Annotated in this window: 15 protein-coding genes; 10 read left to right on the top strand and 5 right to left on the bottom strand. The window is 53.1% G+C overall.

The window, feature by feature from the left end:
• Nucleotides 1-19 precede the first annotated feature (19 nt).
• The 3 genes from tsaC to HBA55_RS07935 all read right to left on the bottom strand — a co-directional run bounded on the left by tsaC (nucleotide 20) and on the right by HBA55_RS07935 (nucleotide 3,043).
• Nucleotides 20-589 (bottom strand): L-threonylcarbamoyladenylate synthase type 1 TsaC, encoded by a 570-nt coding sequence (gene tsaC, locus HBA55_RS07945; RefSeq protein ID WP_166989166.1) that lies wholly within the window; start codon nucleotides 587-589, stop codon nucleotides 20-22.
• Nucleotides 590-748: 159 nt separating this feature from the next.
• Nucleotides 749-1,936, bottom strand: coding sequence for a DNA-processing protein DprA (gene dprA / locus HBA55_RS07940; RefSeq protein ID WP_240945947.1), 1,188 nt, complete (start codon nucleotides 1,934-1,936; stop codon nucleotides 749-751).
• Between the two features lie 60 nt (nucleotides 1,937-1,996).
• Nucleotides 1,997-3,043 carry a LysM peptidoglycan-binding domain-containing protein gene (locus HBA55_RS07935; RefSeq protein WP_166989164.1) on the bottom strand — a complete coding sequence of 349 codons (1,047 nt, stop codon included), beginning with the start codon at nucleotides 3,041-3,043 and terminating at the stop codon, nucleotides 1,997-1,999.
• Nucleotides 3,044-3,269: 226 nt separating this feature from the next.
• On the opposite strand from HBA55_RS07935, the gene def reads away from it, so the two are divergent.
• The 6 genes from def to HBA55_RS07905 all read left to right on the top strand — a co-directional run bounded on the left by def (nucleotide 3,270) and on the right by HBA55_RS07905 (nucleotide 11,308).
• Complete coding sequence (def, locus tag HBA55_RS07930) at nucleotides 3,270-3,776, top strand: peptide deformylase (protein ID WP_166989162.1); 507 nt, start codon at nucleotides 3,270-3,272, stop codon at nucleotides 3,774-3,776.
• A gap of 29 nt (nucleotides 3,777-3,805) precedes the next feature.
• Nucleotides 3,806-4,735, top strand: coding sequence for a methionyl-tRNA formyltransferase (fmt, locus tag HBA55_RS07925; RefSeq protein ID WP_166989159.1), 930 nt, complete (start codon nucleotides 3,806-3,808; stop codon nucleotides 4,733-4,735).
• Nucleotides 4,732-6,036 carry a 16S rRNA (cytosine(967)-C(5))-methyltransferase RsmB gene (rsmB, locus tag HBA55_RS07920; RefSeq protein WP_166989156.1) on the top strand — a complete coding sequence of 435 codons (1,305 nt, stop codon included), beginning with the start codon at nucleotides 4,732-4,734 and terminating at the stop codon, nucleotides 6,034-6,036. The genes fmt and rsmB overlap by 4 nt, the downstream gene beginning before the upstream one ends.
• A 43-nt stretch (nucleotides 6,037-6,079) precedes the next feature.
• The gene (gene trkA / locus HBA55_RS07915) at nucleotides 6,080-7,465 is read left to right on the top strand and encodes a Trk system potassium transporter TrkA (protein WP_166989154.1); all 1,386 of its coding nucleotides are present in this window, start codon (nucleotides 6,080-6,082) and stop codon (nucleotides 7,463-7,465) included.
• A gap of 13 nt (nucleotides 7,466-7,478) precedes the next feature.
• The gene (locus HBA55_RS07910; protein WP_166989150.1) at nucleotides 7,479-8,927 is read left to right on the top strand and encodes a TrkH family potassium uptake protein; all 1,449 of its coding nucleotides are present in this window, start codon (nucleotides 7,479-7,481) and stop codon (nucleotides 8,925-8,927) included.
• 221 nt (nucleotides 8,928-9,148) lie between these two features.
• On the top strand, nucleotides 9,149-11,308 hold the full coding sequence (locus tag HBA55_RS07905) for a putative bifunctional diguanylate cyclase/phosphodiesterase (RefSeq protein WP_166989146.1): 2,160 nt from the start codon (nucleotides 9,149-9,151) through the stop codon (nucleotides 11,306-11,308).
• Nucleotides 11,309-11,319: 11 nt separating this feature from the next.
• Here HBA55_RS07905 and HBA55_RS07900 read toward each other — a convergent pair whose 3' ends face one another.
• Nucleotides 11,320-12,234, bottom strand: a complete 915-nt coding sequence (locus HBA55_RS07900) for a lysophospholipid acyltransferase family protein (protein ID WP_166989142.1) — start codon at nucleotides 12,232-12,234, stop codon at nucleotides 11,320-11,322.
• A 199-nt stretch (nucleotides 12,235-12,433) separates the two neighbouring features.
• Between HBA55_RS07900 and glyQ the strand changes: the two genes are divergently transcribed.
• The 4 genes from glyQ to HBA55_RS07880 are packed head-to-tail and all read left to right on the top strand — an operon-like array spanning nucleotide 12,434 to nucleotide 16,794.
• Nucleotides 12,434-13,408 (top strand): glycine--tRNA ligase subunit alpha, encoded by a 975-nt coding sequence (glyQ, locus tag HBA55_RS07895; protein ID WP_166989139.1) that lies wholly within the window; start codon nucleotides 12,434-12,436, stop codon nucleotides 13,406-13,408.
• A gap of 2 nt (nucleotides 13,409-13,410) precedes the next feature.
• Nucleotides 13,411-15,489, top strand: coding sequence for a glycine--tRNA ligase subunit beta (glyS, locus tag HBA55_RS07890; RefSeq protein ID WP_166989135.1), 2,079 nt, complete (start codon nucleotides 13,411-13,413; stop codon nucleotides 15,487-15,489).
• An 18-nt stretch (nucleotides 15,490-15,507) separates the two neighbouring features.
• Nucleotides 15,508-16,083 (top strand): D-glycero-beta-D-manno-heptose 1,7-bisphosphate 7-phosphatase, encoded by a 576-nt coding sequence (gene gmhB / locus HBA55_RS07885; protein WP_166989132.1) that lies wholly within the window; start codon nucleotides 15,508-15,510, stop codon nucleotides 16,081-16,083.
• 3 nt (nucleotides 16,084-16,086) lie between these two features.
• Nucleotides 16,087-16,794 carry a lysophospholipid acyltransferase family protein gene (locus HBA55_RS07880; protein ID WP_166989130.1) on the top strand — a complete coding sequence of 236 codons (708 nt, stop codon included), beginning with the start codon at nucleotides 16,087-16,089 and terminating at the stop codon, nucleotides 16,792-16,794.
• Nucleotides 16,795-16,811: 17 nt separating this feature from the next.
• On the opposite strand, the gene HBA55_RS07875 is transcribed toward HBA55_RS07880, so the two are convergent.
• Nucleotides 16,812-17,768, bottom strand: a complete 957-nt coding sequence (locus HBA55_RS07875) for a sensor domain-containing diguanylate cyclase (RefSeq protein WP_166989128.1) — start codon at nucleotides 17,766-17,768, stop codon at nucleotides 16,812-16,814.
• Nucleotides 17,769-17,864: the final 96 nt, after the last annotated feature.

Raw genomic sequence — 17,864 nt, 5'->3', positions numbered from 1 at the left:
TTGGATGATCTCGGCTGGCTTAGCTCGCGCGTATGATAGAGCCGGTTACCAGATCTCTGATTTCGGTCGGTTTAGCCTGCAGACCCACGGCACCTGGTGCCAACGCGGCGAGGCTGTCCCCAAAGTAACGGCGGACCTGCCACGAATGCAGCGCCGGTGCCTTGCCCTGAGGATTGGCGGAGGTTGATACGATGGGCCCGCCCACCGCTCTACAAAGGGCGGAAACCACCGGGTGGGCGCTGACCCGCAAAGCTACGCTGGTGTGCTGCCCCTTGACCCACTCAGGTACCTGATTGCGCAGATCCGGCACCAGCCAAGTGAGTGGCCCCGGCCAGCCTTGGTGCAGCTGTTGTCGTTGCTCCACCGTAAGCGGGCGCAGCAAAGGCTCGATTTGATCCATACTCGCGGCTACCAGAATCAGGCCTTTTTCAACATCCCGTCGTTTCATGGCCAGCAGCTTGTAGACTGCCTGATCATTATGGGGATCACACCCCACTCCCCAAACTGCCTCGGTGGGGTATGCAATGACCTCACCAGCTACCAGGGCACGGGCAGCCGCCTGCAATTTTGGATTGAAAAACCAGTCCATAGAGTACACCTGCTGAAAGACGAAATGCGACAAAAGCCGGAAAATTACCTTAAGCTGTTAGCCAGGACAACCAAAACCTGAGGTTTTGGGGGCGCCTTAGAAACCAGTTTATCAGTCGGGGATACCCGCTTGGAGCTGTATCCGCTAGATAGGTGAAGACTACTCTTGAAGGCGGGTATATCCCCCTCCCTGTTGGCGAATCAATCCTTTGAGTTCCATTGTCATCAGCGTGGCAAGAAGTTCATGGGAGGATTTTCCGGTTTGGGCCAGCAATTGATCAAGATTGGTTGGGTCGAACCCAATCAACTTCCAGAGCACTCGCTCATCTTGCTCCAGAACCTGCTCCTGGTCCGCAAGTTCTTGCTGCCCCGCCGGATCGGCGCAGGATCCGATCCAACCGTGTAACTGTTTGGCAATGTCTTCGCCCGTTTCCACCAGCGTCGCCCCGTCTCGAATCAGGGAATGACAACCACGACTCAACGGATGATGAATGGAGCCGGGAATGGCGAAGACTTCCCGGTTCTGCTCCATCGCCAACCGGGCTGTGATTAGGGAGCCACTCCTTAAAGCGGCTTCTACCACCAACACGCCCAGACTCAGGCCGCTTATGATGCGGTTTCGCCGGGGAAAGTTGGAGGCATGGCCGGAAGTTCCCGGATTAAACTCGCTGACCAGAGCACCGCCGGATTCTATAATCTGCTCGGCCAGCCTCACATTTCGGGCCGGATAAGGCCGGTCGATGCCTGTCCCCAATACCGCAAGTGTCAGCCCCTGGCCTGCCAATGCTCCCTGGTGAGCCGCAGTATCTATGCCCAGTGCCAGTCCACTGCAAATGCCTATGCCCGCTTTTGCCAGGAAACGACTGAACGCCAAGGCATTGTCCCGACCCTCAACACTGGCGCGGCGGCTGCCGACAACTGCCAGCTGGGGCAGTGACAGCGCCGCGGGATCACCGCGAACATACAGAGCGGGAGGTGGATCGGAGATTTCGATCAAAAGCGGTGGATAGTCACTGTCCAGGTGAGTTATCAGACGGACCCCCAGAGGCAGCAGTTTGCCGCGATCTTCGCAATATCGTCGCCACAGCTTGCTGTCTTCACGGCGGCGATAGAATTCGTAAAATTCCCCGTGACAGCGATTGGGCAGGTAACGCAGCAGGGTGTTCAGCGGTTGGTTGAGTAGGGGTTGTATTCTCAAACAGTGCTTATGCAGACGCCAGTAGACCGCCGCTGTTATGCCGGGCAGGTATTGGAGGAATGCTGCCTGGTGCCGCGGGCATTCCGGGTTGGCATGGAGGCCATCGAATTCCATTTCCATGACATCGTCCTTGATGTGGATGATTAACAATCAGCGGGGATCCCAGCCGAAGCTAAAACCCCCGTTCCTTACTTGCTGTGCCCGGAATGGTCAGGGACGACGCACGATATCCAGAACCGCCAGAGGCCGCGATGCCTCCAGCACCAGCGCGAAACTCATCTTTTCAAAGGTGCGAAAGACCATCAGCAGACCCGCTTTTTCCTCGGGAAGCCGGATGATATCACCCTGGATACGGTCGCGGACTGCACCGCCCTCTTTGTAGATTGCCATCACATTGCCAATCTCCAGACCTTCGCGTTCACCGCGGTTGATAACGACGACGTCCATGCGCCCAACCTGGTTGAGCCCCCCTTCAACCGCCATAATCAGCCCTTCAACTTCCTCCTTCGGAAGTGATGGGAAGAAGGTAGAGTCAACAGCACGCTCCTCATGAGGTAACAGCCGATCGGTAATGCGGATTTCCTCGGTCGTCCGAGTCACCGCGAAGGTGCCTACCTCCCCAGACAGATCCCTCATTTTGACGGTGCCGATATCCAGCGCCTGCAAGCCCAAGAGCTCACGTGTCTCCGGGTCAACAAAAGTCTGTCCCGCCCGGTAAACGCCGTAGACGTTGACGTCGTTGTTGTATTCACCGCGTGCGTAAAGTTCGTCGCCCGCACCAACAACCAGGTGATCCTCAGCCCCCGTCAACACATAGGGCGCCGCCTCCAGCTCCTCTCGAGATACCACCCGGCTGCGAGTCAGGAATTTATCGATCGCGTCCAGCGGAATTGCCGGGATTGCCGTTCCCACAGGAGCATATCGAATCTTGGGCTCTAATCTGGATTCACCGGGGGACATCTTATAGGTCCTGGAGGCCACACCGCGTTCAACCGTAAGGCGCGGTTTGCCGTCCAGATAAATCAAAGTGATCACATCACCCGGATAAATCAGATGTGGATTCTCAATTTGTGGATTAACGTGCCAGATCTCTGGCCACATCCAGGGGTTCTTGAGAAACGTCTCCGATATATCCCAGAGGGTATCGCCCTTGACCACCGTGTATCGATCCGGGTGGGAGTCCTTAAGACGCACTTCCTGGGCCTGTGACAGCGCCGAAAGAAGCACCGCGAATAGCACTACAGTGAGTTTTTTCATAGAAACCGATCCTGTTGTATTCGGTCCGTGAGCCGATAACCGTTATAATAGCCCACCTGGACACGAGTGCTGGTTCCATTTGCGATCCGAGTGGCCAGGGCCCCAAGGCTCGAACACCCGCAGAATAGCACGAGATTCCGTTCTATTCCGGCTGCATAAATACAGTATGATTCATAATGTTAGCAGCGCTTGTTATCTTTTTACTAGAAGTTTGTCACAAAGGCTTATGGCGATATTAAACATTTTGGAATTTCCTGATCCCCGTCTGCGCACTGAGGCTAAACCCGTGGAAGAGGTGGATGACTCCATTCGCCAGCTGATCGACGATATGTTCGAAACCATGTACGACGCTCCCGGCATCGGATTGGCCGCCACTCAGGTCAATGTCCATAAGCAGGTGGTTGTTATGGATATCTCTGAAGATCAGAGCGATCCACTGGTCTTTATAAACCCGGAAGTGGAAGTGTTGGATGACAATACCTTGCCCTACGATGAGGGATGTCTTTCTGTGCCCGGCTTTTATGAGACCATAGATCGTCCGTCTAATATTGTCGTCAGGGCACTGGACCGCAATGGCGAGCCATATACCCTGGAACCTGACGGTTTATTGGCCACCTGTATTCAGCACGAGCTGGACCACCTCAAGGGCAAGCTGTTCGTGGATTATATCTCTCCCATTAAACGCCAACGTATCCGCAAAAAGTTGGAAAAAGCTCATCGCCAACAGGCGTAATTATCTCCGCTTCATTTCAGGGACCCGACATGCGCCTCATTTTTGCCGGTACGCCGGAGTTTGCCGCTCATCACCTGCAGATCTTAATCGACAGTGAACATGAGTTGGTGGGTGTTTACACACAGCCAGATCGCCGTGCAGGAAGGGGTAAGAAGCTGGTTGCCAGCCCCGTAAAACAGCTGGCCGAGCAGCATCAGCTGCCTGTCTTTCAGCCGGTTTCCTTAAAAGACGAGGCCGAGCAACAGCAGTTGCGCTCACTCAATGCTGATGTGATGGTGGTGGTGGCCTACGGTCTGCTTTTGCCACAACCTATTCTGGATGCACCCCGCTTTGGCTGTATCAATGTCCATGCGTCACTGTTGCCCCGATGGCGCGGAGCGGCCCCGATCCAAAGGGCCGTGGAGGCGGGTGATAGCGAATCCGGTATTACCATTATGCAGATGGATATAGGTTTGGATACCGGGGATATGTTGGTCAAAGTGAACTGCCCTATTGAGCCGGCGGAGACAGGTGGCAGCCTGCACGACAAATTGATGCACCTGGGTGGCCCGGCTTTGCTGGACGCTCTGAACCAAATTGAACAACAAACCCTGCAGCCTGAAAAACAGAATGACGCAGAAGCCAACTACGCCAATAAATTAAGCAAGGAAGAAGCCGCCGTAGACTGGCAGAAACCCGCCAGAGAACTGCTGCGCCAGATCCACGCATTTAATCCTTTTCCTGTAGCCTATTTTCAGGAGGGGAACGACCGCATCCGCATCTGGCAGGCGACTGTGGACAATTCCGACGGCACTCCTGGTACCATTTTAAGCAGCGGTTGCGATGGTCTGGTGGTGGCTTGTGGCGAACACTCTCTGCGAATGACGGAAATTCAGTTACCCGGAAAAAAACCGGCCGCCATTCGGGATATCCTCAACGGCCATGGTGCACGTTTTGCCACTGGACGAAACCTCGCATGACCACACCGGTTCGCGCCCAGGCCGCATTAACGCTCAATAGTGTCATACAACAGCAGCTGTCTCTTGCCAGCCTGATGACGCCGGCTTTGCAACAGGTGGACACTGATGATCGAGCGCTATTGCAGGAGCTTTGTTTTGGTTGCTGCCGGTGGCAACCGCAGTTGCAGGCGATTCTCAACCGTTTGATGGAAAAACCACTCAAGCACAAGGATGGCGATATTCACTCATTATTGCTGATTGGGCTCTATCAGCTGATTCATACCCGCATTGCGGATCATGCAGCGATACACCTTACTGTGGAAGCCTGTGCAGCACTGAAAAAGCCCTGGGCGCAAAAGCTGGTCAACGGTGTACTGAGGAGCTTCCAGCGGCTTCGGGAGGAACTGGCGCAGGCGCTTGCCACCAGCCCAGCCTATACCTCCGCACACCCCAATTGGCTTCGCAAGGCAATTGACGGGTTCTGGCCGGACAAGGCTGACGATATTTTTGCCGCCAATAACCGCTATCCACCTTTTACCCTCAGACTTAACCTCGCTCGAACCGAGCGCGGCGACTATCTGAATTCACTGCAGGCACAGGGGTTCAGCGCAGAGGCAACTGAATTCAGCCCCTATGGGATTACCCTGACACAGGCCTCTGACGTGCATACAATACCGGGCTTTGATCAGGGGATAGTGAGCGTCCAGGATGAAGCTGCGCAGCTGAGTGCGGATTTATTGGCACCACAACCGGGAGAAACCGTACTGGATGCTTGTTGTGCTCCCGGTGGAAAGACGGGTCACTTGCTCGAAATTCAGCCCAAATTAAGTCGCCTGGTTGCGCTTGATCTGGAGCAACGCCGACTTGAGCGTGTAAAGGATAATCTGCAGCGGTTGGGTCTCACTGCAGAAATTGTCTGCCATGATGCTCAACAGATACAAGACTGGTGGGACGGAGAGCTCTTTGATCGTATTTTGCTCGATGCTCCTTGTTCTGCCACTGGTGTGATTCGCCGTCATCCGGATATTAAACTACTGCGTAAAGCGACGGATATTGCTAAGCTTGCGAGCTTGCAGCTGAGCCTTTTGAAGGCACTTTGGACAACGCTCAGACCCGGCGGTCGCCTGGTTTACGCCACCTGTTCAATACTGCCAACGGAAAACACCCAAGTGATCGAAGCCTTTGTAGAACAGCAGCCTGACGCCATTCATCGCCCGATTGACGCACCTTGGGGACTGGCGCAAAAGTACGGGCGGCAGCTGTTACCACAACAACAAGGACATGATGGGTTTTATTATGCCTGTCTGGAAAAAACTCGTTAGGACACTGTAGGGTTTTGCATAACAACCAGGTCAGTGAGAGACCATGAAAATCATTATTTTGGGGGCCGGCCAGGTTGGCGGCACATTGGCGCAAAACCTGGCCAATGAGGCCAATGACATCACGGTGGTCGACACCGATGAAGCTCGATTGCGAGAGCTTCGAGACCGGCTGGATATTGGTGTTGTCACGGGAGAGGCATCACACCCGGGTGTATTGATGCAGGCCGGCATCGAAGACGCCGACATGCTGATTGCCGTTACCAACAACGACGAAATCAACATGATCGCCTGCCAGGTTTCCTACAGCCTGTTTCGAACGCCCACCAAAATTGCCCGAGTGCGTGCTAATGCGTATCTCAACCAGCCCAAACTCTTCGGCAACGACGCCATCCCCATTGACGTGTTGATCAGCCCGGAACGATTGGTTTCCGATTATGTCTTTCGTCTCATAGAACACCCCGGTGCCCTGCAGGTGCTCGACTTTGCCGATGGCAAGGTACAGCTGGTGGCGGTCAAAGCCTATTATGGCGGGCCGCTCGTCGGTCAGGAATTGAGCTTTCTGAGACAACATATGCCCTCCGTGGACACCCGTGTAGCCGCAATCTACCGACGCGACCGGGCGATCACTCCCGAAGGTTCAACGGTTATCGAAGCCGACGATGAAGTGTTTTTTATCGCCGCCAAGTCCGATATTCGAGCCGTCATGAGCGAACTGCGCCGGTTGGAAAACCAGTACAAGCGCATCGTAATCGCCGGTGGTGGCAATATCGGTTTCAGCCTGGCCAAAAAGCTCGAGTCCCGCTACAGCGTAAAGTTGATCGAATTCTACGAACAGCGTTGCCGCTATCTGTCGGAGCGGCTTCATCGCACCATTGTGCTTCACGGCAGTGCCTCAGATCAGGAGATGCTGCTGGAGGAGAATATCGAGGATACGGATGTCTTTCTGGCGCTCACCAACGACGATGAAGCGAATATCATGTCGTCGATGCTGGCCAAACGCCTCGGTGCGCGAAAGGTCATGACGCTGATCAACAACCCCGCCTATGTTGATCTGGTTCAGGGCGGAGAAATCGACATCGCCATTTCTCCCCAGACCACCACCATCGGCAGCCTGCTCACCCACGTCAGGCGCGGTGATATCGTCAATGTGCACTCCTTACGACGGGGAGCGGCCGAAGCCATTGAAGTGATTGCCCACGGCGACAAACGTACCTCAAAGGTGGTGGGTAAGGCCATTGAAGATATCGACCTGCCGGCCGGCGCCAGCATTGGTGCGATCTTGCGGGAAACCGACAAAGGCAGCGAAGTTCTGATCGCACACGACGATATTGTGGTGGAAACCGGGGATCATGTCATTGTGTTCCTGGTGGATAAACGTCACACCAAGGATATTGAGCAACTCTTCCAGGTGGGCTTTACGTTCTTCTGAGAGTAGGAGCTGTATGCACTTCACCATCATATTTCGTATTCTCGGCATCCTGTTAATGCTGTTCAGCCTGACCCTGTTTCCGCCGATTCTGGTATCACTGTGGTTTGCGGATGAAAACCAGACGGCCTTTTGGCTGGCCTTTGGCATTACCTTTGTGACGGGTTTGCTGGCCTGGATGCCGGTACACAATATCAAACAGGATCTGCGAACCCGCGACGGGTTTCTGGTAACCGCGCTGTTTTGGTCGGTGCTGGGGCTTTTCGGGTCTTTGCCGTTTATGTTCTCCAACGGCCTGCAACTTTCTTTTGTGGACGCGGCCTTCGAATCACTTTCCGGCCTTACTACCACTGGCGCGACGGTGATTACCGGGCTCGATGTCCTGCCGAAGTCCATTCTCTATTACCGCCAACAACTCCAGTGGCTCGGCGGTATCGGTATCATTGTGATTGCTGTGGCAATTTTGCCAATGCTGGGTATCGGGGGAATGCAGTTGTACCGGGCTGAGACCCCAGGGCCGGTCAAGGACAGTAAACTCACGCCCCGCATTACCGAGACCGCCAAAGCCCTGTTTCTGATTTACCTGGGCCTCACTATTGTCTGTGCCTTGAGCTATTGGATGGCGGGGATGACGCTGTTTGATGCTATCTGTCACGCCTACGCCACCGTCGCAATTGGTGGGTTTTCCACCCATGATGCCAGTATCGGTTTCTTTCAAAGTGACGCCATCATGGCTATCTGTGTGTTCTTTATGGTGGCGTCAGGAGTGAATTTTGCCCTGCATTTCTACAGCTTTCAGGAACGCCGCCTGACTCATTACCTTCGAGATCCTGAGTTCCAATTGTATATTGGCGTGATTTTGCTTGGCTGTGTCCTGACAGTCGGCATGCTGTACTTGTTTGGTACCTTCAATCTGCACGACAGTCTGAGCCATGGTGTTTTTCAATTGGTTTCTATTCTGACCACCACAGGCTTTGCTACCACGGATTTCAGCGCCTGGCCAAATGTGCTGCCCTTTATGCTGTTTTACTTCGCGTTTATGGGGGGCTGTGCAGGTTCTACGGGGGGTGGAATCAAGGTGATCCGAATCCTGCTGATCTTCAAACAGGGCGTACGCGAAATTCAACGTCTGATCCACCCCAATGCGGTTATCCCCATCAAAGTGGGTAATACCAGCGTCTCAGATCGAGTCGTCGATGCTGTCTGGGGTTTCTTTTCGGTTTATGTATTCGCCTACTTCACCATGTTTCTGGTGCTCATCGGTACCGGCCTGGATGTCATCACAGCTTTCTTTGCTGTGGGTGCGTGCATCAACAACCTGGGCCCAGGGTTGGGTCAGGTTGCGGCACATTACGGCGATATCAATGATACAGCCAAATGGGTGCTGTGCTTCGCGATGCTGCTGGGGCGCCTCGAGGTGTTTACGCTTCTGGTCCTGTTTAGTCCAATGTTCTGGAAAAGATGAATTGTACGCCATCACCTGCTAGTCTATAGCTGTAGATTGCACTAGTCTTAAAAAGATAATAACCTTACCAACTCTAAGTCTTATTACGCAAGCTTACAGAAATTGGATAGCCATTTTTTAAGACACCAAGATTCCAAATACACTCGGAAAGTGGTTCGCAGCGAAGAGTCATCATTGGAGATCAAAACCGGAAATTCCACCTGTGAACATTAGCGCCCCGTATGATCGATGACAAAGTCCGTTCTATTGTCTCCAGCCTGTCGTCCGCCCATGGCAAGGAGTTCTTCAGCACGATTGTGCAAGCTCTCGCCAAAGCCATTGAAGCAGACCATACCTATGTTGCAACCCTGAGTCCGAATTATTCCGAGGCCACCACCATTGCCTATGCCGCAGGCCCGGACCTGACCGACAATTTCAGCTACTCCCTCAAGGACACGCCCTGCGCGGATGTTTGTAATGACAGTGTCTGCGTCTATAACGGTGGGGCTCAGAATGCCTACCCCAACGATCAACTGTTGGTGGATATGGGCATTGATGCCTATGTGGGTACTCCGCTTACTGACAGCAAAGGCCAGGTAATGGGTATCCTGGTTGCACTCTATGCCGAATCCATCGAGAACGTACAGAGTGCCGAGGCATTATTCCTGTTATTTTCCGGTCTTATCGCCGGCGAATTGGAACGACGGCAGAGTCAGCGGCAACTCAATATTCACCAGACCATGATTGATGCCTTGGGTGAAGGTGTGCTGCTTACCAACGAGCGGGTGGAAATCCTCTACGCCAATCCTGCGTTTAGCCGTATCAGTGGATACTCTCTGGAGGAAGCTTTAGGCAAGTCACCGGGATCGCTGCTGAAGTCGGGACTGCATGATCGCGAGTTTTACGACGCCATGTGGGCCGACCTCAACACCAAAGGCACCTGGTCTGGGGAAATCCTCAACCGGAAAAAATCCGGTGAAACCTACACAGAGTGGTTGATGCTGCACCGTTTTACCGAACCTGAAAGTGGCAAGAGCCACTACATGGCCATTTTTCATGATATCAGTGATCTAAAGCAAGCCCAGAAACAGATTCGGCAACGGGAACACTACGATCTGCTAACCAATATCCCCAATCGTCAGCTGTTGCTTGATCGCATCGAGCAACAACGTCTATTGATGGATCGGCAGCACACCAAAGCTGCTCTTCTGTGTATCAGCCTGGATAACTTTCGCGACATCAATACCACTCTGGGCCACAATGTCGGTGATTTGTTGTTGCAAAAGATCGCCCGACGCCTCGGTCAACACACTCGCCAGTCAGACACACTGGCCCGTATCGGAGGCGATGAATTTGCTTTGCTGATGCCTATTCTGGACGATATGGTCAATGCAGAAACTGTTGCATTGCACATTCTCGATGCCATCAATGCGCCATTTTTAATCAGTGATCATGTGATTGAGATCACCGCCTCCATTGGTATTGCCATATGCCCGGACGACGCTCATAGCTCTCTGGACCTGATAAACAAGGCGGACCAGGCTGCCGATCACGCCAAACACAGCGGCAAGAACTGCTTTCACTTTTTCACACACGAATTACAACAACGCAGCCACCGCAAGTTGCTGTTGAAAAACGCCCTCGGTAAAGCCCTGCACAAGCGGGAGCTGAACGTATTCTTCCAACCGATTGTCAATATTGCCTCCGGCGAGGTGGAGAAGTGTGAAGCACTGATTCGCTGGCAACTGGATGGAGAATTTGTGTCGCCGGAGGAGTTCATTCCCATTGCCGAAGAGTTTCGGCTGGCGCGCAGTCTGGGCAGGTTTGTACTGGAGGAGAGTTGTCGTCTGATTCAGCGCCTGGATTCCCTGCAACTCCAACCGGTAACCATTGCCGTCAACCGCTCCATTGCTGAGTTCCCAGACGATGGGAATCAGTACCATGACTGGCTCGGGATCATTAAAGAGGAAGGCGTGGAACACCAACGCATCAGCTTTGAAATCACCGAAAGCATACTGGCCCCCGAAAACCGGAGTTTTGCGGAGTACCTGTACCGCCTCAAAGAGGCGGGATGCAGTATTTCACTGGACGATTTTGGCACCGGTTACTCGTCATTGAGTTATCTGCGCAATTTTCCAGTGGATTATTTGAAAATAGACCGTTCTTTTGTCGCTGATTTGGAAAGTGATAACGACGCACTAACACTGGTTTCCACCATTATTGCGATGAGTAAGGCACTGGGTATACGCACAATCGCGGAGGGGGTCGAAACCGAAGGTCAGCTTTCCATTCTCAAAAACATGAATTGCGACCTGATCCAGGGCTACTACTTCTCTCGCCCCCTGCCTGGCCCGGATCTGCTGGATTACCTCAAAGCGCATCCGCGTCGGGCTAATACATAGTCAGGGTAATACTAGTTTTTGTAGCGCCGCGGCATTCCCTCCGGCTGACGCCGAAATCGTTTGTACTCCCATTGATACTGCTCGGGCACTCCGTTCACACAGTTTTCCACTGTTCGGTTGAGCGCCACCAAGGCTTCCGACTGATCCGATGAATATACGCCCGGATCCGCTTCCAGAAAATGAATCTCAAACCCGCCTTTAATCCTCTGCGCATAGGCTGCGATCACCAGGCAATCTGAGCGCGAGCGCAGATTGTCAACCAGTGTCATGGTTAAGGCCGGCACCCCATAAAACGGAGCAAAGTCTCCTCCACTGGCCTCGGGCACCTGATCGGGCAAGATCCCGGTAAAACCACCGTTTTTGATCACTTTGAGCAGTGCGGCTACTCCACGGCGATTGGTAGGTACCAGTTTCGCGCCCACCTTTTCCCGGCTTTGACGGATAATGGGTTCCAATGCGGCCATCTCCGGAGGTTGATATAAACTGGTAATATCGGCCACATCCGATAAATACAGGCCCAACACCTCCCAGTTACCCAAATGCGGTGCCAAAAGAACCACCCCACGGCCCTGATCCAGGGATTGCTGCAATAACTCGCCGTTATGAACCCTGAGAATCCTCCCCTTTACCCACTCATAGGGTCGCAACCAGACGGCACCGGTTTCAGCCATGAGTTTTCCCGTCTCTATCACGCTCTGGCGCGCCAGTCGTTCGCGGTCAGCGGCCTCCATGTCAGGGAAACAGAGACTCAGGTTCTCCCGGGTTACTTTGATCATCCGAGTCTTCAGAATCACGCAAAGAACCCCTACCCAGGCCCCCAATATCCGGCTGATTTCCAAAGGCAGCTTTGAGGAGGCTTTCAATAGCCCCACCGCAATGGATTCCTTTAGGCGGCCGGCGCTGGAGTTGGCGGTTTCTGTCGACATGTTGCGTTCACAATCATTAAAGAAGGGCTGCGAAGCTTACCCAAAGGCCCGGAAATCAACAACTTTCTGGCTTATTGAAGACAAATTTCCGGGATGCCCCCAGAAATGACGCCTATGCATTGGTGCTACCTCCGGGCTGGGGCTATAATCGCGGGCTTGATTTTCACTCAACCATATATTGCCGGAGGGACAGGCAGCCGTGTCTGAGACCAACTCACCCGATGCCAGCACTTTTCAAGGGCTGATTATCGCGCTTCAACAATTCTGGGCCCGCCAGGGCTGTGTCGTACTTCAACCTCTGGATATGGAGGTGGGCGCGGGTACTTTCCATCCGGCAACTTTCTTGCGTGCTATCGGCCCTGAGACCTGGAACGCGGCCTATGTTCAGCCCAGCCGTCGCCCAACCGACGGCCGCTACGGTGAAAACCCCAACCGCCTTCAGCACTATTACCAGTATCAGGTGGTGCTGAAACCCTCCCCCAGCAATATTCAGGAGCTCTACCTGGACTCTCTTCGTGAGCTGGGCATAGACCCGGGCATCCACGATATTCGCTTTGTGGAAGACAACTGGGAGTCACCCACCCTTGGAGCCTGGGGCCTGGGCTGGGAGGTGTGGCTCAATGGTATGGAAGTTACCCAGTTCACCTACTTCCAACAAGTGGGTGGTCTGGAATGCTATCCCGTGACCGGTGAGATTACCTACGGTCTGGAGCGTATTGCCATGTACCTGCAGGGAGTGGATTCCATCTATGATCTGGTGTGGACGGTGGGTCCGGACGGCAACAAGGTGACCTACGGTGACGTGTTCCACCAAAATGAAGTGGAGATGTCCCGTTACAACTTTGAAGAAGCCGATACTGACTTCCTGTTCCAGGCATTTGATCAGTACGAGCGCGACAGTCAGCGACTGATTGAAAAGAATCTGCCGCTGCCCGCCTACGAGATGGTGATGAAGGCCTCTCACGCCTTTAACCTGCTGGACGCCCGCCATGCCATCTCGGTTACCGAGCGCCAGCGCTACATTCTTCGGGTACGCACCCTCGCCAGAGGCGTTGCCCAGTGCTATTTCGATGCACGAAAAGAGTTGGGCTTCCCTCTGGCGGAGGCTTCCATTAGAGAACAGGTTCTGCAGCAATGTGCAGAGGAAGAACAAGCCAATGGAGGTGAACAGTAATCATGGCTAAGGATTTTCTGGTCGAACTGGGCACCGAAGAACTGCCTCCGGTTGCGCTAAAGAAATTGATGTTGGCTTTTTCTCAAGGTATCGAACAAGGCCTCAAGCAGCAAAATGTAAACTTTGCGGCCATTGAGCCTTACGCGGCTCCCCGGCGTCTGTCGGTTGTAGTGCGCGAGTTGGAAGAACAGACTCCGGTTAAAGATGTTGTGGTCTGGGGCCCACCGGCAAAAATTGCCTTTGATGGAGACGGTAAACCGACCAAGGCCGCGGAAGCCTTCGCCGGTAAAAATGGTACAACCGTCGATCAATTGGCCACCGAAAACGACGGTAAGGCCGATAAACTGGTGTTTCGCTCCCAGGCAGGCGGCGAACTGACCACCGGATTGTTGCCAGAAATTGTAGAGCAGTCTTTGAATGCTCTGCCGATTCCCAAGCGCATGAGATGGGGTGCCAGTCGCACAGAATTTGTCCGTCCTGTGCACTGGTTGGTGATGCTGTTGGGTGATGAGATCGTCGATGCCGAAATTCTGGGCCTGCACGCCTCCCGGGAAACACGTGGCCATCGCTTTCACTACAATCAGCCATTGCTGGTGGAGAATGCCGCCGATTACTTGGACAAACTGCCCAATACCGCTTATGTGATGGTAGATTTCCAACAGCGTCAGGAAACCATTCGCCAACAGGTCGAGGCCGAAGCTGAGCGGATTGGTGGGGTCGCTGTCATTGACCAGGATTTGCTGGACGAAGTTACCGCTCTGGTGGAGTGGCCCGTCGCCCTCACAGGACGCTTTGAAGAGAGATTTCTCGAAGTGCCGGCAGAAGCCCTGATCTATTCCATGAAGGAGCATCAGAAATACTTCCCTGTGGTCGATAAGCAGGGCGAACTGATGCCGAACTTTATTACCGTATCCAATATTGAGAGTCGTGACCCGGCGCAAGTCATCGACGGTAACGAACGTGTCATTCGTCCACGCCTGTCCGACGCGGCCTTTTTCTTTGAAACCGACAAGAAAACCAGCCTGTGTGAGTTTCGCGAGCGCCTCAAACCCATCGTATTTCAGGCGCAACTGGGCTCTATTTTTGATAAAACCGAGCGCGTCGCTTCCCTGGCGTCCGAAATAGCTACGCAGATGGGAGCCGACGCCGACAAAGCCCGCCAGGCTGCGCAGCTGTGTAAGTCTGACCTGGTTTCCGATATGGTCGGCGAATTTGACAAGATGCAGGGTACGGCCGGCTACTACTACGCCGTCAATGAAGATCTGGACAGCGAAGTAGCCCTGGCCCTGAAAGAACATTACCAGCCAAAGTTTGCTGGCGACAGCCTGCCATCGACCGATACCGGCACCATTATTGCGCTGGCCGACCGTATAGATACTCTGAGTGGTATTTTTGGTATTGGTCAGAAGCCAACAGGATCAAAGGATCCTTTCGGGCTGCGCCGGTCCAGCCTTGGCGCTCTGCGTCTGCTGGTTGAGAAAAACCTGACGCTGGATCTGAAGGCCCTTCTCAATAGCGCGATCCAGTTACACGGTAAGAATATTGCTAAACCCGAAGAGACACTGGAAACCGCGTTTGCCTATATGGTCGAGCGATTCCGTGCCTGGTATGAAGAAGACAATATCGCTGTTGAAGTATTCCTGGCGGTTCACGCCAAACAGCTGACACAACCGCTCGATATTGATCGTCGCGTGAAAGCGGTCAATGCGTTTAACCAGTTGCCACAAGCGCAAGCACTGGCGGCTGCCAATAAACGTGTTTCCAATATTCTCGCCAAAGTGGAAGGAGAAATTCCTACCGAGCTCAATACCGAGTTATTGCAGGAAGACGCTGAAAAAGCGTTGGCTGAAGCACTGGATGCAAAGTCCGCTGCAGTAGAACCTCTGTTCGCCGCCGCAAATTACGAGCAGGCGCTGGCAACCCTGGCCGACTTGCGCGAACCTGTGGATGCGTTCTTTGACAATGTGATGGTCATGGCCGATGACCTGGCATTGCGCAACAATCGTATCGCGTTATTGAGCCGACTTCGCAATCTGTTTTTGCAGGTGGCAGATATTTCTCTGCTGGTGCCGAGTAAGTAAGACGGTTGCGGAACTTTTATGAAGCTGGTCATTCTGGATAGAGACGGAGTCATTAACTGTGACTCCGATCACTACGTAAAGTCTGCTGATGAGTTTGTGCTGATAGAGGGCAGCGCGGAAGCCATCGCGAAATTGCATCAAGCGGGCTTTACCGTCGTCGTTGCGACGAACCAGTCTGGCCTTTCACGCGGTCTGTTTGATCTGGACGATCTTGAGGCTATGCACGATAAGCTTCAACAAGCCGTAGAACAAGCCGGCGGTGAACTTGCCGGTATCTTTTACTGCCCTCACGGCCCCGATGATGACTGTCCCTGCCGTAAACCTCGGGCTGGACTCATTGATGCCATTGAAGCCGAGTTAGAGATCTGCGCTGCAGGTTCACCTCTTGTTGGCGACAGTCTGCGAGATCTCGAAGCCGGATTAAAAAAGGGTTGTGAACCCATTCTGGTGAAAACTGGAAAGGGAGAGCGAACTCTTGCAAAACTGGCTGATAGCGACAATGAACGTTTTCAGAATTTGCCAGTATTCACCAACTTGCAACAGGCCGTGCTCTATATTCTCGACCAATATGCCTCTCCAGACTCCCGCGAATAGACCATGTTGTTAATTCGATCTCTCCTGTTTTATCTTTGCTTTGCCAGCGGCGCTATTTTTTTCGGGCTGTTGAGCTTGCCCCTAATGTTGTGTCCCTATCCCTTTCGATCCCGCGTTTTAATGGGTTTTAATTTCTGGGTATTGTGGTCACTCAAAATACTTTGCGGTGTGCGTTATACCGTCAAGGGATTGGAGAATATTCCCAAAGACCAAGCCATTGTCATTCTGGCGAAACATCAATCCACTTGGGAGACCATGTTTTTGCAGATGCAATTCCACCCCACTTCGACCATCTTGAAGCGAGAGCTGTTTCGCATTCCATTTTTTGGTTGGGGACTCGCTGCATTGCGGCCTATACCCATCGACCGCAGCAACCCGAGAAAGGCTCTCAAGCAGGTTAAGACTGTGGGTGGACAACGTCTGTCCGAGGGCAACAATGTGCTGGTGTTCCCGGAAGGCACCCGAACACCTTATGGCGAGGTTGGCAATTACGCTCGCAGCGGTGCCGACATCGCATTGGCTAGTGGTGTGCCCTTAATACCCGTTGCCCATAACTCCGGACGCTGCTGGCCCATGCACACCCTGGTCAAATACCCCGGTACGGTTACCGTTTCTATCGGTAAACCACTGGATGCCAGTGAAAGCTGCAGTAAGAAGATGACGGCAGCGGCCAAGGAATGGATTGAAGGGGAAATTGCGTCGATGGAATAAGGGCGGCAGCTGACCGTCTAGCGCTTGGTTTGCTTATGCCGATACATCGCCTGATCGGCCTCAGACAGCAGCTCATCGATATCCAAGCCCTGCATCAATGCGTAACCGGCGCTGACTTCGATCTGGGGTAAGTCTCTCTCTTTCAGGTTTTTCAGCAGGTTTGATCTGATACGAACATTGATCTGCTCAAAATCGTCTGGATCCTTGACCATTACCAGTGCGGTAAATTCATCTCCGCCAATACGACCAACGATATCGCTGTCACGTACACTATCTCGAATCGCATCTGCCAAGGCAACCAACACATTGTCACCGGTTTCGTGACCATATTGGTCATTAACCGTTTTAAATTCGTCCAGATCCAGATAAAGCATCCCGACCTCTACCTCCATACGATGAGCAAGCTTTAGTCGTTGCTCCGCCAGAATGCGGTAGCCTCGCCGATTGTATAGATTGGTGAGTTCGTCTGACATGGCCAGCTCATGCAAATTCTCATAGGCGTGAATAAGCTCCAGATCGGCTTCCAGGATATCTCTTAGTTGATGAATCAGCTTGATATAGGTATCGCTGTAATTTGTTTTTCGAAAGTCCATCACACAGAAGGTGCCAAAGGGTGAACCGTCGGGCCAATGTACCGGGACACCCAAATAAGAGCGAAAACCGTCTTCGGTGACCTCAGTGTTGGTGTCCCAACAAGGATCGAGGGGAGCATCCTTTACATAGAGGGCCTCACCGTTCTCAACAATCTTTCGACAGAATATATTGGCGTCAGGGTCAATAATTCCACCAGCGGGATAGGGATTGGATTCCTGTTGACTGGCGATGGTTACCTGAAAACCCGCCTCGGTGTATTGCACCAGAAACCCGGCCGGCGCATCAAATAGCTCTGACAGCAAATTTACGGTTCGCTGCCATTTTTCCAAGGATATGAGGCTGTCTTTGTTGCCCAAAACCCACTGTTGCTGATCTAACATTGGGGGATACCACTGCTGTCGATGGAGAAACTTCTGGCAAAATAAAGCTATGGCATTGATTATAGCGGGGATTTCGGAGTTCTTAAGAAAAGAAAA

Source organism: Pseudomaricurvus alkylphenolicus, assembly GCF_011683955.1.
Taxonomy (GTDB): Bacteria; Pseudomonadota; Gammaproteobacteria; order Pseudomonadales; family Cellvibrionaceae; genus Pseudomaricurvus; species Pseudomaricurvus alkylphenolicus.
The sequence above is the reverse complement of the archived record's forward strand: the minus strand, read 5'-3'. Positions and strand labels throughout refer to the sequence as shown.